The organism is Hyalangium sp. (genome assembly GCF_035629615.1).
Classification (GTDB): Bacteria; Myxococcota; Myxococcia; order Myxococcales; family Myxococcaceae; genus Hyalangium.
Genome location: NZ_DASPHO010000871.1, coordinates 1 through 15,019 on the forward strand (window position 1 = coordinate 1; position 15,019 = coordinate 15,019).

The 15,019-nt window shown below is 70.5% G+C and carries 6 protein-coding genes and 1 pseudogene; 6 read left to right on the forward strand and 1 reads right to left on the reverse strand.

What is annotated here, in order from left to right; all coding sequences use genetic code 11:
• Window positions 1–42: 42 nt before the first annotated feature.
• The gene (locus VD972_RS43625) at window positions 43–4,362 is read left to right on the forward strand and encodes a serine/threonine-protein kinase (protein ID WP_324995733.1); all 4,320 of its coding nucleotides are present in this window, start codon (window positions 43–45) and stop codon (window positions 4,360–4,362) included.
• Window positions 4,363–4,417: 55 nt separating this feature from the next.
• Here VD972_RS43625 and VD972_RS43630 read toward each other — a convergent pair whose 3' ends face one another.
• A complete protein-coding gene (locus VD972_RS43630) occupies window positions 4,418–5,410 on the reverse strand; it encodes an acyl-CoA desaturase (protein WP_324995735.1) in 993 nt (330 codons plus the stop codon).
• 244 nt (window positions 5,411–5,654) lie between these two features.
• On the opposite strand from VD972_RS43630, the gene VD972_RS43635 reads away from it, so the two are divergent.
• From VD972_RS43635 to VD972_RS43655, 5 genes and pseudogenes are all read left to right on the forward strand, one after another.
• Window positions 5,655–6,617, forward strand: a complete 963-nt coding sequence (locus VD972_RS43635; protein ID WP_324995737.1) for a DUF2135 domain-containing protein — start codon at window positions 5,655–5,657, stop codon at window positions 6,615–6,617.
• Window positions 6,618–6,634: 17 nt separating this feature from the next.
• Window positions 6,635–7,252: a DUF1175 family protein gene (locus VD972_RS43640; RefSeq protein ID WP_324995743.1), complete on the forward strand. Its 618-nt coding sequence runs from the start codon at window positions 6,635–6,637 to the stop codon at window positions 7,250–7,252.
• Entirely contained in the window at window positions 7,249–8,877 is a 1,629-nt protein-coding gene (locus VD972_RS43645) for a hypothetical protein (RefSeq protein ID WP_324995739.1), read from the forward strand. Before VD972_RS43640 ends, VD972_RS43645 begins: the two co-directional genes overlap by 4 nt.
• The gene (locus VD972_RS43650) at window positions 8,874–13,580 is read left to right on the forward strand and encodes an alpha-2-macroglobulin family protein (protein WP_324995741.1); all 4,707 of its coding nucleotides are present in this window, start codon (window positions 8,874–8,876) and stop codon (window positions 13,578–13,580) included. Before VD972_RS43645 ends, VD972_RS43650 begins: the two co-directional genes overlap by 4 nt.
• Window positions 13,581–13,583: 3 nt before the next feature.
• A pseudogene (locus VD972_RS43655) lies at window positions 13,584–15,019 on the forward strand (hypothetical protein); the annotation flags it as partial.

Genomic DNA, 15,019 nt, shown 5'->3' on the forward strand with positions numbered 1-15,019 from the left:
CAGCAGCCCGAGCCTCCGAAGCAAGAACCGGCCTGCCTCCCTGTGCCGGCGCAAGAGCCGGGCGAGCTGGCCTTTCGGGCCGCGGGACCGATCCAGGCCCCGTTGTCCTCTGGCCTCCTGGGCCGCTTGCGCGAGGAGGCCAGGCGCGAGCCCGCGCTTGAGCCTGTGGCCTTCCTGCCAGTGGATGCAAGGGCCACGGAGCCTGTCCTCGGCGAGCTCCCCGCTACGGCCTCCCATGCGGCTGCCGCGAACGTTGTGGCCCGCAACCTGCTGACGCTCTGGGCGGCGGTGGCGAGGGCGGACAGCCCCATGCGCCCCTTGGCCCAGTGCCTCGAGTTCCTGAGCGAGGCCGGGAAGGTACGTGAGGCCGTCCGTGGGGACGCGGCTGCCCGCTTCTTCGACAGGGCCCTCGCTGGGATGGCGCTCCACTGCGCGGCCACGGATCGGTTGACAGCCCGAGGGCGCAGGCGGATGGCGGGCCTGCTCGCCTCCAGCAGCGTCCATGAGCTCGAGCGAGGGCTCTCCGAGTGCGCGGAGGCTGCCAGCCACTCGCCGGCCCTGGCACGTGCCTGCGTCGAGCTGGTGGCGCTCGGCCTCCATGCGCCCCTGGCGGAGACGATCTCCGCGCTCTCGAGCTCTTCACTGGCCACCGCCCGCAGGCTCCTGGAGGGCATTGCCACCGCCGTCGCACTGATCGGCCGGGAGAGGGGGGCTGCCTGTCGCGCCGCCTTCCTGCAGGCGCTCGGGGCCGATCCTCAGGACTCCGACGCCATCGAGGACTTCCTGGAGGACGCGGAGCGGCACTCCCGGCGGAGCTCACGCCCGGAGGTGCCTCGCCTGAAGTCCGCCCAGCCGCTCGTCACGGACCTGGTCGCGGCCCTGGGCAGCCGCTTCTGGGAGCGGGGCAGGGGAAGCGCCTCCGTGCCAAGACTCGGCGTCTCGGTTCCCAAGGCCGCCGAGAAGGGGCTCTTCCTCACCCCGGGTGCCAGGCACGTGGAGGTGCCGATCCTCGTCCGCAATGGAGGGGACGCCGCCGCCGGGGGCATCAGCATCCTGGTGAGCAGGCCCGCCAAGGGGGACTCTCCGATCGTCTCGCTCCCTGGGGAGCTCCACATCCCCTGGTTGAGCGATCAGAACCTGGAAGACACCTCTGCCGTCATCATCGGCTGTCGGCTCGAGCTGGATCCCGACAGGGTCGAGCAGTCCCACGAGCTGCGGCTGGCGCTTCGCTCCTCGTGGTTCGGCGGCGCTCATGACGAGACCTACACACTGCCCCTGCGCTTCGAGGAGGCGTTCCCGGCCAGCGCCGAGATCACGGGCTACAGCGGCGAGCCGCTCGACCTCAGCGACGAGAAGACCTTCCGGGTGTCCTCCTCCTCGGTGCGGGACTGCTTCAAGAAGCTGCGCGAGAGGCTCCACCAGGGCAAGGCCGTGCGCGCCGTCATCTTCGGGCGCCGCCGGCGAGGAAAGAGCTCCATCTGCTCCTCCCTCGAGCGCGACCCGGAGGTGCAGAAGCAGTTCTCCATCCGCCATCACGTGTGGAACGGGACACGGATGACCACGGTCGCTACGGCCTTCTCGACGATCTCGGAGCTGCTCGTGGCCGCGCTGGCCCGGTCCGGCGTGGACGTCCCCAGGCTCGAGGTCGCGGATCTCTCCCGAGCAGAGGAGCTGTCCCAGCGGTTCCTCTACTGGTTCGACACCCTGGCAGACTCGATCCAGGAGCGGAAGCGCGTCCTGATCCTCCTGGACGAGTTCCAGAAGTGGCTGGCGGGGCTGGGCTCGAAGCAGGAACGGCTGGCGCTGCTCTCGGCGCTGCGGCACTTCAATGATCGCGGTGGGAAGCTCGAGGTGTCCTTCGTCCTGAGCGGGCTCCAGAGCCTGAAGGGGCTCGTCCAGGAGTCCACGGATCTGGCCAATGCCGTGGAGTTCTTCGAGGTGCGCGAGCTGACCCAGGAGGAGACGGATCGCTACCTGCGGGAGCGGGTCCCGCTGGAGCTGGATGGGCGTACGCGCCGGCGGCTCTACAGCATGAGTGGTGGCAACCCCTATGTCCTGAACCGTCTGAGCGGCGGTCTCCTGGAGCTGCTGCGCCACCAGCGGCGCACCTGGTGCACGGCCGCGGACGTGGATGCGCTGCTGCTGGACGATGAGGCCCAGATGGGGCGCCTGGCGGAGTTCGTCCGGTACATGCTGCACGAGGATGAGGACGACGGGGCCGCGACGCTCCGCCAGCTCACCGTGCTTCGGGCCGTGGCCGCCTTGCTCCAGGAGCGCGGCGACTTCGACGGGTATGTCCGCCTCACGGATGTGGAGGCCTGGCTTCAGCGCCATGGCGTGGCGTTCGAGCCGGACGAGCCTCGGCGCCAGCTTGACGAGCTCACCCAGACAGGGCTCCTCCAGGCGCGCGAGGGGGGACGCTACTTCCTGAGGGGCGAGTGGCTCTGCCGGCAACTCGCTGCGCTGGAGCCTGGGAAGGTGCAGCTCCAGCCCGTCACCTCGCGCTCGAATCCGGACCTGGTGCTCGGCCGCTACCGGAAGAAGCAGCAGCTCGGTCAGGGGGGCGAGGCTGGGATCTGGCTCGCGGAGAACGTGCAGGAGGGCGGCCACGATGTGGTCCTCCGCATCTATCCCCTGGGGACTGTCGGGCTCCACCAGCGCATCGAGCGGGAGCGCAACCTCCTCTCGCGGATCCGCCACCCGAACGTGGTCGGTTTTCTGGGTGCCAGCATCGACGAGTGGCACGGGGGAGTGGTGGTCCTCGACTACGTCCACGGCCATACCCTGGCGCGGCTCCTGGAAGCGGAGCCCGCTGCGGCGCAGCCCCTGCTTCCTGGCGGAGAGCTCACCGTGCAGGTTCAGCTCCTGAAGAAGATCGCGGGGGCCGTCGAGGCGTGCCACGCCGAGGGCGTCGTCCACAAGGACCTATCACCGGGGAACATCATGGTGGCCCAGGAGCTGGGCATCTGGGAGCCCACCCTCATCGACTTCGGGCTCTCCGGGCTCGACCTGCAGCCGCCTCAGGGGGAGACGACGGTTCTTGGCACTCCGGGCTATATCGCGCCGGAGAAGGTCCTGGGCGGGCGGCGGACACTGGCCGCCGATATCTACTCGTTGGGGAGCCTGTTCCTCAGACTCCTGACGGGGCATGACCCGAGCGAGGCTGTCATCAGCGCGGAGCGAGTGAGCCGCCTCTGCGAGCAGGCGAAGGTGCCCCCGCGGCTTGCGGGGCTACTCCAGCAGATGCTGGGACAGGATCCGGCGCTTCGTCCCTCTGCTTCGGAGGTGCACGGGAGCCTGGAGACGGTGCTCAAGCCGCTCTCCTGGCAGGAGCTTCAGGAACAAGCGGGCGAGGCCTTCGTGATGGACCGGGAGGATGACGCCGTGAACCTCTTCGGCCAAGCGCTCTCGGCTGTCCCGGGCGGGGAGCGCCGCGGCGAGCCGTACGAGCGGCTGCTGGGGGAAGCCGCGGACGCGCTGGAGCGCTCGAACCAGCCGGTGGCCTGGGCTGCCCAGTGGCTGGACAAGTGGATCCTCCTGGCCCGGATGGCGCCCGAGCCGCTCCGGAGCTCCCAGAAGCTCCCGCTGATCCTGGCCGGCTACCGCGCGAGGTTCCGCCAGGAGGGAGCAAGGCTGATCCACCAGTTGGCGACCGCGCTGGCTCAGCCGCCGAGCTCGCCCGCGCTGGTGCCGCTGCTGAGGGAGATCGCCCGGCAGGACCTGTTCCGGGAACCGGAGTCCGCGACCGCCACCTTCGAGGCGCTGGCCCGCTATTACGCCGAGCGGCTGCTGGAGGTGGGACTGCTCGAGGACTTCGGCGTGGCGTGCGCCCGGCATGCGCGGGTTCGCCACCAGCAGCCGCTGACCGCGCAGCTCTGGCTCCAGCGTGTCCGGAGCCTCGGTACCCCGGCGCGGGGGGACTACGAGGAGGAGCTGCAAGCGCTCCTGGAGTCCCGCCGGAAGACGGGCAGGCTCCAGGCCCTTCCCGAGGCGAGGCAGCAGGAGCCCATGAAGGTGGGGGCGGATGAGCGCGCGCACCTCGTCATGATGAAGCTGGAGGAGTTCGATCGGAGGGTCCTGAGGCTCTTCCCGTTCATCTTCCGCCTGGAGCGCATCGCCAAGGATCGCCACCTCCGGGTGTCACGCCCCACGCTGCTGCGGCAGGACAACATCGCCAGGCACCTGCCGCAGGGCAGCCAGGACCCAGGGATCATCATCCCCCTGGCGCTCGATGGATCGTTCACGCCAGAGGGGATCCCGCTGCGGGTGAACATCGTCCTGCCCGCGGGCACGACGCCGTCACAACTGGACGCCGCGATCAATGTCCTCAAGGAAGCGGCTGATCTCTTCGACTTTCTATGACTGGATTGAGCGTCAGAAGCGGGATCCGAGCGTCAACTGAGATCTCCCTTCGAACTCAGTGGCGCACGCGCGCGGCGATGGCGTCCGGGGAGGGCTTGCGGACATCCCAGGCCCACCCGAGCCGCGCCAGCAGGCGGATCACCAGTCCCGTGAGGTCCACCTGCCACCACCGGAAGTCCGTGAAGGCCGAGCCGGGGAAGGTGTGGTGGTTGTTGTGCCACCCACCGCCCAGCGTCAGCACCGCCATCACCGCGTTGTTGCGGCTGTCGTCCCGGCTCGCCAGCGGCTGGGTCCCCATCGTGTGCGTCACCGAGTTGATGGCGAAGGAGGCCTGCTGCACCAGGGAGAAGCGGACGAAGCCGCCCCACACGAGCCCTCGCCACGCGCCCTCCCACGAGCCGGTGGCCAGTCCGCCCACCACCGCCGGCAGCGCGAAGCCGAGCATCACCCAGAGCCCATAGCGCTGGTTGAGCCGCACGAGCCACGCGTCGCGCAGCAGATCCGGCATCGTGCGGACGAGGCGGTATTCCTGGGTGTCCTCGGGAGAGGCCAGCGCCGCCTCGGGCGCGGCGTGGTGGCGCCCCAGGAAGCGACCGAAGCGGACGACGGCCGGTGAGTCCAGGTACCAGAGGAACTGGGCCCAGAAGAACCCGCGCACCCGCTGCCACCCCCCCTGTCGGCCCAGCGTCGGCGAGTGCAGATCCCCCGGCACGTCCGTGTGCGCATGGTGCCAGCGGTGGATGGCGCTCCACAGCAGCGCCGAGCCCTGCCCCGCCATCGAGCCGAGGATGAGGAGCAGGGCGCGCACCGGACGCGTCGTCTCGAAGGTGCGGTGCGAGAAGTAGCGGTGGAAGCCCAGCTCGATGCCCGTCATTGTGAGCAGGTACATCCCCACCAGCAGCCCCACGTCCAGCGCGCGGATGCCCTCACGCAGGAAGAGCCACACCCCGAAGCCGAGCCCCAGCAGTGGCAGGCCCTGGACCATGAAGAGCAGGAAGGCCCGTCGGGCCCTGCTGAGGCGCTCGCTGGAAGGGGGGGGCTCAGCCAAAGCGGGCCCATCATGAACGAGCCCGCGCATCGAAGCGAAGCCCGCGGACTGTGTCCCCTAGGACGCGCCTGGAAGGGCCGCTTGTGGCCTCCCACCCACAGGCGGGGGCACCCATGCCATAAGTCTGGCCCCTTTGTACCCCCCGTCATGGCTGGCAGGCGGCTTGAAATGAGGCGCTCTGCTGCCGCAGGCTGTCGCCCCGTCACTGTCTTCCCGTCTCCCACCTCTCCAGGACGAGCCCCCGATGCTGCCTGTATTCCTGGCCCTCCTCCTCACCCAGACGCCGAACGCGAACCCCCGCCAGCAAGGCGTTCCCATCGGCAAGGGCACCCAGCTGGCGAAGGTCACCCTCACCGCGCCCTCCGGCGGCTGGACGGTGGATCGGATGATGCTGGTGGAGGGCACGATCAGCGACACCTCCATTGATCCGGTGGTCGTCTCCATCAACGGGGACCGCTACCTCATGCGCACCTACAACGGGCGCTTCAGCCGCAAGTTCCCCGCCGCGAGTGGCAAGAACATCGTCACCGTGATGGCCACCAACAAGGCGGGCACGTCGCGCACCCAGGTGACGACGTACGCGCAGATCCCGCCCGTGCCCCTCAAGGCCATCCTCACCAGCGACACCGAGGGCGTCTACACGGACCTCCACATCTACGAGCCCACCAACGACAGCGCCACGAAGACGGCCGAGGGCGTGACGGTGGACGGCAAGAAGATGGCGCACGTGTACTGGGCGGAGACGGCCAGCCCCAGCGGCGGCACCTTCTTCCTCAACGAGCAGGGCGGAGACTTCGACCAGCCGGCCTACGGCCCCTACCTCTATGTCCACCGGGCGCCGCCCAAGGGCATCTACCTCATCGCCACCAACTACTGGCCCAGCGGCGACAAGGCCCACACGGTGGCCACCCTCAACGTGGCGCTCTTCGAGGGCACGCCCGGCGAGGTGCGCCGCATGGTGCGCATCCCCCTGGCCATCCCGGGCACCACGCGCGTGCTGGCGTGGATCAACATCTTCGGGGACGGCCAGGCCGAGGTGTACGTGCCCTCGCAGGATCCAAGGCCCACGGCGGCCTCGTGGCCCAAGAACCTCGATGACGTCGCCAAGGCGGTCTCCGCCGGCGGCGCCGGCTCCGGGGACGAAGGCGAGGGCTACGAGGGCGAAGGCGAGAGCGATGAGGGCGACAGCTACGAAGGAGGGGAGTGACGCTCCCCGGAGTGCCCATGCTCGCCCTGTCCCTCACGCTGGCGCTCGCCGCCTCCACGCCTCCGGCTCCCGCCGTGCTCGTGACGCCCCCGGTGTCCGAGTCCCGCGAGGCCCGTGACGTGCTGCTGCGGCGCGAGGTGGCCCAGGTGGCGCTGGCGCAGCTCCAGAAGTTCGATCCGCTCTGGCACCCGGACCAGCGGGACTGCGCCGGGCTGGTGCGCTTCGCCTACCGCAGCGCGCACAAGCGCTTCTTCCCCGAGCGGCTCGACCGGCCCCTGTGGCGGGATGTGCAGGGCCGGCCCTCGGAGTTCGCGGATGCGGAGACGCTGCTCACGCGCAGCTTCGTGCCGCTGGGCCGCGACGAGGCCGCCCGCGAGGCGCTGCGCACCGGGGACCTGCTGGCGTTCCGCCAGGAGCAGGACTCGGGCCCCGTCTTCCACCTGATGATGGTGGTGCGCCCGGAGGACAAGGCCCACGCGCCGGCCCGCGTCGTCTATCACCCGGGCGAGAAGGGGGCTGCCGTGCGCACCGGCGTGCTGCACCGGCTCGCCACCGAGGCGCCGATAGAGTGGCGCCCCGTGCCCCAGAACACCGCCTTCCTCGGCTTCTTCCGCTTCAAGGAGTGGATGCAATGAGCTCATCCGAAAACCCGCCGGGCACGCCTCCGCCCTCGGAGGCCCCGCCCCCGGCCCCACCTCCATCGGGCAGTGGCTTCCCCAAGGCGATCCTCATCGCGCTCATCACCGTGGTGGTGAGTGGAGTGGCGGTGGGCGCCTTCGTGCTCGGTCGCCGCACTGTGAGCCCGGGCTCGGGGACCTTGGATGGCCCTGCGTCGAGCGGCCCGGGGACGCCGAGCGCCGGAGCCACGGTGGAGGGCATGCCGCCGCCGCCGCCGATGCAGCCGATGTCCCCCCCCACGCAGGGCACGCCCGCGGTCTGGGTGGACGTGTACCAGCCCGCCAAGGTGCGCAACGCGCTCGTGGAGAACCCCTGGCTCCAGGAGCAGCTGAGGAAGCCGCTCGGCCAGGGCTTCGCCAGCTCCTGGGCCGCGTTCTTCGGCTCCACAGGCGAGGACCTGAAGGCCTCCTTCAAGGGGGCAGTGTTCGACGTGGTCGCCGGACAGATCCTGGACTCGCCCTTCCGCGCGCTGTGGTTCGCCGGGGGCAGTGACACGAACGCTCCCACCTTCATCGTCCCCACGCCCAGCGGCAGCGCCGTCGCCGCCTACGAGGCCATGGAGAAGGTGGCCAGCCGTGGCGGCTTCACCGCCGACAAGTGCCCGTCCGGCGCGAGCGCGTCCATCACGCCCCCCGAGGGCGGCTTCAAGATCGTGCGCTGGCTCGTCGCTGAGCAGTCGCTCTACGCCGCCCGCACTACGGATCGCCTGGTGGTGGCGCGGCAGCCCTCCATGGTGCTGCGAGGCCTGTGCACGGAGCTGGTGAAGCAGGAGGCGCCCCCGGGCGTGGATCTGGAGCTGGGCTTCAACAGCGAGGTGCTCGGGCGCGAGACGGTGTTCCTCACGCACGCGCTGGGGCTGGCCAACGGCACCCGGCTGCAGTTCGGCGCCGAGGGCACCCGGCTCGTTGCCCGTGGCATCACCGGGCCGCTGATGGACAAGGTGCGCCTGGATGCCGCGCCGCTCTCGGATGACCTGCTGAAGCTGGTGCCCGCGGACACGCCAGTGCTGCTCGCGCTGCAGCTCAAGCTGCCCGAGTCCCTGGAGGGCTCGAAGATCGGCGCGTACTGGAAGGGCGAGGATCCAGGTCAGGTGCGCACGCGGCAGATCGCGCTGCTGTGGACGCCGCGCGGCGACGCGGACCTGGGCCACGAGTTCGCCATCCTCTGGGGCCGCGTGGAGGACGCGCCCGCGCTGGAGACCATGTTCAACGGGGGCAACCCGCTGGTGAAGGCCACGCTGTGCAAGCACCAGGTGCTGGCCTCCGAGCCGGAGGTGCTCCAGCGGCTGCAGAAGGCCTGCGAGGGCAAGAGCCCCAACCTGCTCAACGCGGCGGGCCCGGTGGTCCAGGGGCTGCGCGCGCCGGGCTCGGTGACGATCGGCTTGAACACGGGCCACCTGCTCAGCCAGCTGCTGGCGGATGGGTACTGGTCCGAGCAGCAGCTCGGGAAGAACGCGCCGGTGACGGGCTCCGCGCCGCCGGAGATCGAGGCCGCGCGGAAGGATCTCGAGACGCTGCCATATGTGGGCCTGCGCGGCACGGTGCAGGGCAATTCGCTGGTTCCGGGAGGGTTTGGTTCATGAGGTACTCCACGCGCATTTCCCTGCTCGCCGCGGTGACGCTGGCCAGCGTGGCGGCGGCCAAGCCGCTCTACATCACTGTGCCTCGCGCCTATGGCACCGAGGAGCCGGTGGCGGTGGACGTGGCGTTCAACAGCAAGGGCCCCGTGGAGCTGCGGGTGCTCAAGCCGGACAATCTGGATGCCTTCATCCAGGCGCAGGGCGACATCCGCCGGGCCTACGAGGAGCCGCCCGTGCTGAAGAACCCCGGGCGCGCGCTCAGCCGGGGCCTCAACGCGGCGAAGGTGCCCTCCACGTTTCTCCTGTACTCCTTCAGCACGGAGTTCCGGGACGCCGTGTCTCCGGCGCTGCCGCCGCGCGGGCCCGAGGATGTGGCGCCCACGCTGAACCAGATGGCCGAGGGCCCGGACAAGCTCATCGGCGTGCCGCCCGGCTTCACCGTCGTGCGCAGCCAGTGGCTGAACCTGGACCTGGGCGGCGGCGGGGTGGACTTCAACGTCCCAGGCTTCTCCTCGTGGGGAGGCCGTGGCTTCCAGGAGCGCCGGGTGATGCTCGCGCCGCTGCCGGCGGGTACCTACGTGCTTCAGCTCGTCCAAGGCAAGGTAGAGGGCCAGGTGGTGCTCGTCGTCACGGACCTCACCGTCCAGCTCAAGCAGACGGACGGGCAGGTGCTGGTGCGCGTGGCGGGCCGGGACCAGAAGCCGCGGGCCGGCGCGCAGGTGCGCATATTCCTGCCGACGGGCAAGGGGCCCGAGGGCAAGACGGATGAGAAGGGCGAGGTGACGCTCGAGGTGAATGAACCGCGCATCCTCGCCACAGCCACCGTGGGCAAGGACACGGGGCTGGTGGACACGGACTTCTACTCCTCGCTCGCGGTGGCGCCGGACGTCTTCATCTACAGCGATCGGCCCATCTACAAGCCGGGCGACGAGGTGAAGTTCCGCGGCCTGCTGCGCCAGCCGGACACCTTCCTCGCGCGCCTGTTCACCCCGCGGAAGAAGCTGGTGACGGTGAAGCTCGAGTCCGCCGAGGGACGCGAGGTGAAGACGCAGGTCGGCGTGGACGAGTTCGGCAGCTTCCACGGCAAGATGGAGGTGCCGGAGGATCTGGGCACCGGCGTGCTGCGCGTGAATGCCGAAGTGGATGATCAGTCGCACCAGGGCGAGGCGCGCGTTCAGGACTACGTCAAGCCCACCTTCTACCTGGAGCTCACCCCGGAGAAGGAGAACATCGTCCCGGGCCAGTCGCTGAAGGCCACGGTGCGGGCGCGGCGCTACGCGGGAGGCGTGCCCGAGGGCGCGAAGTACGAGGTGTTCCTCTACCGCTCGCTGCTGGACGCGCCCGCCTGGGTGGATGACTCGGGCAAGGGTGGGCAGGGCAGCGCGGTGACGTACGGCACCGCCTCCACCACCGAGGGCAAGCTCAGCGTGCCGGAGCGACTCTACTCCTCCGTGGCCGAGCGCGGTGCGGAGGGAGACCCGTGGGAGAGCGCGTCCAAGTTCGACGAGAACGGCGAGGCGATCATCGAGATCAACGTGCCTGCGCTGGCGGCGGGCGAGGAGCGGCTGCCGTACCGGTACACGCTCACGGTGCGCGCGCGGGATGATCAGGAGACGTTCGCCAACGCGAGCGCCCCCTTCTTCCTGTCGGACGTGGAGGTATTCGGCGCGGGGAGCTTCTCCGACGCGGTGGTGAAGAAGGGCGCCGAGGCCACGCTGGCGGTGCGCGCCACCACACTGTCCGGCAAGCCCTACGGCGTCACGCAGGCCGAGGTGGAGTTCGTGCTGCGCAAGGCGGACGGCAGCGAGAAGAGCCTGGCGAAGCACTCCCTCACCACGGGCGCGGACGGCATCGCCCGCGAGAAGGTCCCCACGGGAGATGTGGGCACGGTGCTGGCGCGGCTCACGGTAGAGGACAAGAACGGCAATGCGTGGACGGGCGAGCAGTCCATGCTCGTCATCGGTGGCAACGACGAGCCCGTGGCGCGCGTGGCCAACCTCACGCTGGCCTCGCTCTCGGGCACGCTGTCGCCGGGCGACAAGGGGCAGCTCGTGGGCCTCTTCCCCGATGGCTGGGGCCCCGAGGGCAAGGATCGCGGCCCGGTGTGGCTGACGTTTACGGGCGCGGGCCTCTACGGCACGCAGCTCCTGGAGCTCGAGGGCCGCACGCTGGTGCACAGCTTCCCGGTGGAGAAGCGCTACGGCAGCGCGGTGTACGTGTCCGTGGCGTACCCGACGAGCTCGGGCCGCTGGGAAGAGCGCACGGTGTCCTACCGCATCGTCCCGGCCGAGCGCACCCTCGCGGTGAAGGTGGAGCCTCGCCGTGCGGAGGCTGCGCCACTCACCGAGCAGGTGATCGACTTGCGAGTGACGGACCACGAGGGCAACGGCGTGGTGTCCCAGGTCTCGGTGGGCGTGGTGGACAAGGCCGTCTACGCCATCCAGACGGAGTTCCGCCCGAAGGTGCTGGACTTCTTCTACCCGCCGGCCCGCAACAACGTGTCCAACTTCTACTCCGCCGAGTTCCAGGGCTACGGCTACGGCGAGGCGCTGGCGCGGAAGATGGCGGGCCTGCCGGACCACGCGTTCGCCTCCATCAAGCCGCCCACGCGCAAGGCGAAGGACGAGGAGCGGGACACGGCCTTCTGGCAGCCGAACGTGGTGACGGATCGCGACGGGCGCGCCACGGTGCGCTTCAAGCTGCCCTCCAACCAGACGCTGTGGGTGGTGACGGCGGTGGTGGCGGACACCTCGGGGCGCTTCGGCGAGGGCACGGCGGAGTTCGCCGCCCGCGGCGGTCTCAACCTGTACGCGGCGCTGCCGCAGTTCCTCCGGGTGGGGGACGAGGCGCTCGCCACGGTGCGCCTGTCCGCGGGCGAGGCCTCCAAGGGCAGCCAGGTCCTGGAGGTGAAGCTGGCCTCCACGGGCGCGCTCCAGGCCAACCAGGCCCAGCAGAAGATCGAGCTGGGCCAGGGCGGCGAGCAGATCATTCCGTTGCAGATCAAGGCCACGGGGACGGGCGCCGCTGAGCTGGCGGTAGACGTGACGGGCGGCAAGGAGCCGCTGAAGGATCGGCGCGCAGTGCCGGTGCGGCCCGCGGCCCTGGAGGAGCCGGTGAAGGTGTCCTCCTGGGGTGGAGGGGAGCTGTCGCTGCAGGCGGCGGGCTCGGCCACGCTGACGGACGTGCAGCTGGTGCTGCAGCCCTCGATGGTGGACGCGGCGCTCTCGAACGTGCGCGAGCTGCTCACCTACCCGTACGGATGCCTGGAGCAGCTCGTCTCCACCACCGTGCCCAACGTGGCGCTGTACCAGACGATCAAGAAGGTGGACATGCTCGGCCGGCTGGATCCGGAGAGCCAGGCGCTGCTGGCCGAGGCGCGCAGCCGCTCGGTGCAGGGCACGGCCCGCATCCTCGCCCTGGCGGTGAAGGGCGGCGGCTTCACCTGGTTCGGCGGGTACAGCACGCCGGACGTGGCGATGACGCTCATCGCCCTGGACGGGCTGGCCTACGCGGTAGAGGCGGGGCTGGTGGACGCGAATGACACGCGGCTGACGGAGGCCGCGCGCTGGCTGGAGGCGCAGGAGAACCTGCCCTTCGAGTACGAAGCGACGCGTGCCTACGTGCTGGCGCGGATGTACGGCGATCGCCAGGCGGCTCGGGTGCGCGCCCTCATTGACCGTGCGACGGCGGGAGATCTCTACCCGCTGGCGCTCTCGGTGCTGGCCGCGGAGAAGGCGAAGGTGATGAAGGAGCCCGCGCTGCAGGCCCGCATGGACGCGCTGGTGACGGCCAGCAACGAGGGCTTCGTCAAGCTGGCGAGCCTGAACACGGAGCCCGAGTCCGAGGCCTTCTTCCACTACCCGCTGCGGCGCGTGGGCCTCACGGCGCTGCTGGCGCATGCGGCCTCGTTCGGGAAGCTGGACGTGGACAAGGCGCGGCGGCGGTTGCTGGAGCTGCTCAGCCAGCCGGAGCTCTCCACCTTCGATCGGAGCACGGCGCTGCTGCACTCGCTGTGGCTCATCGAGCGGGATGCCAAGGCCTTCAAGAAGCTGACGCCGCCGGAGGTGAAGGGGGCCAACGGCAACATCAGCTTCTCGCCGCGGGGCATGGGCCTGGTGGCCACGCTGGAGCCGGGCACGCGCTCGGTGAACGTGGCCTCCTTCGATGGCGTGGCCACGCTGCGCGCCACGGCTCTCACGCCGCTGGCGGACGTGCAGCCGCGCGCCGAGGGCATGAGCATCCAGCGCCGCTACTGGGTGCTGCGTGAGAGCGGCAAGGTGCCGCTGGCGTCCGGCGAGGAGGTCTCCCAGGGCGAGGAGGTCTTCGTCGAGCTCGTCATCGATGCGCGCGGCGACAACAAGGCACGCTCGGCGTACTACGTGGTGGAGGATGCGGTGCCCGCGGGCTTCGTGCCGCTCATCGAGGACAAGGAGTACCGAGGGGAGCCGCACTCGCTCAGCCTGGCGCCCGAGGCCCTCAAGCGGCGCGTGCTCACCCCGGAGCGGGCGACGTTCTTCTTCGAGGAGCCGGCGTGGTGGAGCGACAGCCCGCGCACGGTGGGCTACGTGATGCGGGCCCAGTTCGCGGGCACGTTCACCGCGCCGCCGGCCTCCATCGAGGACATGTACGTCGCCAGCATCCGCGGGCGGACGAAGTCGGACGTGCTGGCGGTGAAGCCGTCCCAGAAGCCGCGGGGCGACTGGTAGCAGATGGGGTGGGCCGTCATCACCGCCACGCTGCTGGCGGCTACCCCGGTGTTCCTCACGCAGGGCGACGTCACGCCGGAGGAGGCCCTGCGTGCCGAGGCCGAGACGGCCTGGAAGGAGCTGGAGGCGCGGTACGTGGCCGAGGCCGGTGGGAGCCCCGCGCAGGCCCCGGCTCCCATCCGCCTCCAGCGCGGCGTGAGCCTCCCTCCGGAGCGCAACGCCCAGAGCAAGCCCGGCCTGGTGGAGCTGCGGCAGAACACGGCAGGGGTGCTGGACGAGCGCCTGCGCCTGGCCCTGCGGCACGAGCTGGCGCACCAGGTCCTGTGGTGGGCCTGCCCCGCGGCCTCCGAGGATCGGCTCTTCCACGAGGCCTTCGCGCTGGTAGTGAGCGGCGAGCTGCCCGTCTGGAGAGAGGGGCCCTACCAGTCACTCAGCGTGGCGGCCAGGGAGCTGGCCCGCGCGCCGGCGGTGGACACGCCCCGGGCGAGGCGAGCGCTGGCGAGGATTCTTGGGGAGGACCGAGGTTTTCCTCAGGCGCTCTCCCGCCGGCTGCGCCAGTGCCAGGACGGGGCGCGGTGGGTGGTGCCCGTCACCATCGATGAGCTGGCGGACGTGGAGGTGCGGGCAGTGGCCGAGGCCACGGTGGTGGTGAGCCGCCACTCGGGCGAGGTGCTGTTCTCCGAGGGGGATGTCCAGCGCGCACTGCCCTATGGCTCCACGCTCAAGCCCTTCGTGCTCGCTGGGAGCCCCGGGCCGCTGCCGTTGCTCACGCCGCGCTCGGGGGTGCCCGAGTGGGCGTGTGGTCCGGAGCTGCCGAGGCAGGTGGACGGGCGCACGGCGCTGCTGCGCTCGTGCAATGGGTACTTCCTGGACTGGGAGGCGAGGGGTGGCGCCTCGCCGGACTTCGGTCCCTGGGGCGCGGTGCTGGCCGCGGTGGGGCTGACGGGGAAGCCAGCGGACATGGCAGACGCCATTGGCCTGCGCTCCACGCTGGCACTCTCTCCCTGGGGCATGGCGCAGGCATACCGGCTGCTGGCCGAGGCACGTCCGGAGCTCATCGAGCTGATGAAGGACAACGCCGCGCGAGGGACGCTGTCGGAGCTCCCGGTATCGGCGGCCTATGCAGGCGTGGCCACCAAGACAGGCACCGTGAGGGATGCGGCGAGCCGGCCGCAGTACGGGTGGATCGTCGCGGTGAACGCGGACGTGGTGGCGGTGGTGATGCGGCCGGGGAAGATGCCGCGCAGCTTCGCGGCCGAGGTGCCGATGGTGCTGGCCCGGGTGCGCCAGCGTCCGGGACTGGAGGCGGCGCGGGTGCAGGTGCTGGGGTTGGCCTCGTCCTCGGAGGTGGAGGCGGGCTGCAGGGGAGCGGGCTTTGCGGTAGACCAGGGGATTCCACGTGCAGCGCCCCAGGGCTTCTCACGCCTGAGAGAGCTCGT

Bases quoted from the DNA above. Each gene is read 5' to 3' on its own strand.
- VD972_RS43635 (WP_324995737.1), top strand. From the start codon at position 5,655: ATGCTGCCTGTATTCCTGGCCCTCCTCCTCACCCAGACGCCGAACGCG.
- VD972_RS43640 (WP_324995743.1), top strand. From the start codon at position 6,635: ATGCTCGCCCTGTCCCTCACGCTGGCGCTCGCCGCCTCCACGCCTCCG.
- VD972_RS43645 (WP_324995739.1), top strand. From the start codon at position 7,249: ATGAGCTCATCCGAAAACCCGCCGGGCACGCCTCCGCCCTCGGAGGCC.
- VD972_RS43650 (WP_324995741.1), top strand. From the start codon at position 8,874: ATGAGGTACTCCACGCGCATTTCCCTGCTCGCCGCGGTGACGCTGGCC.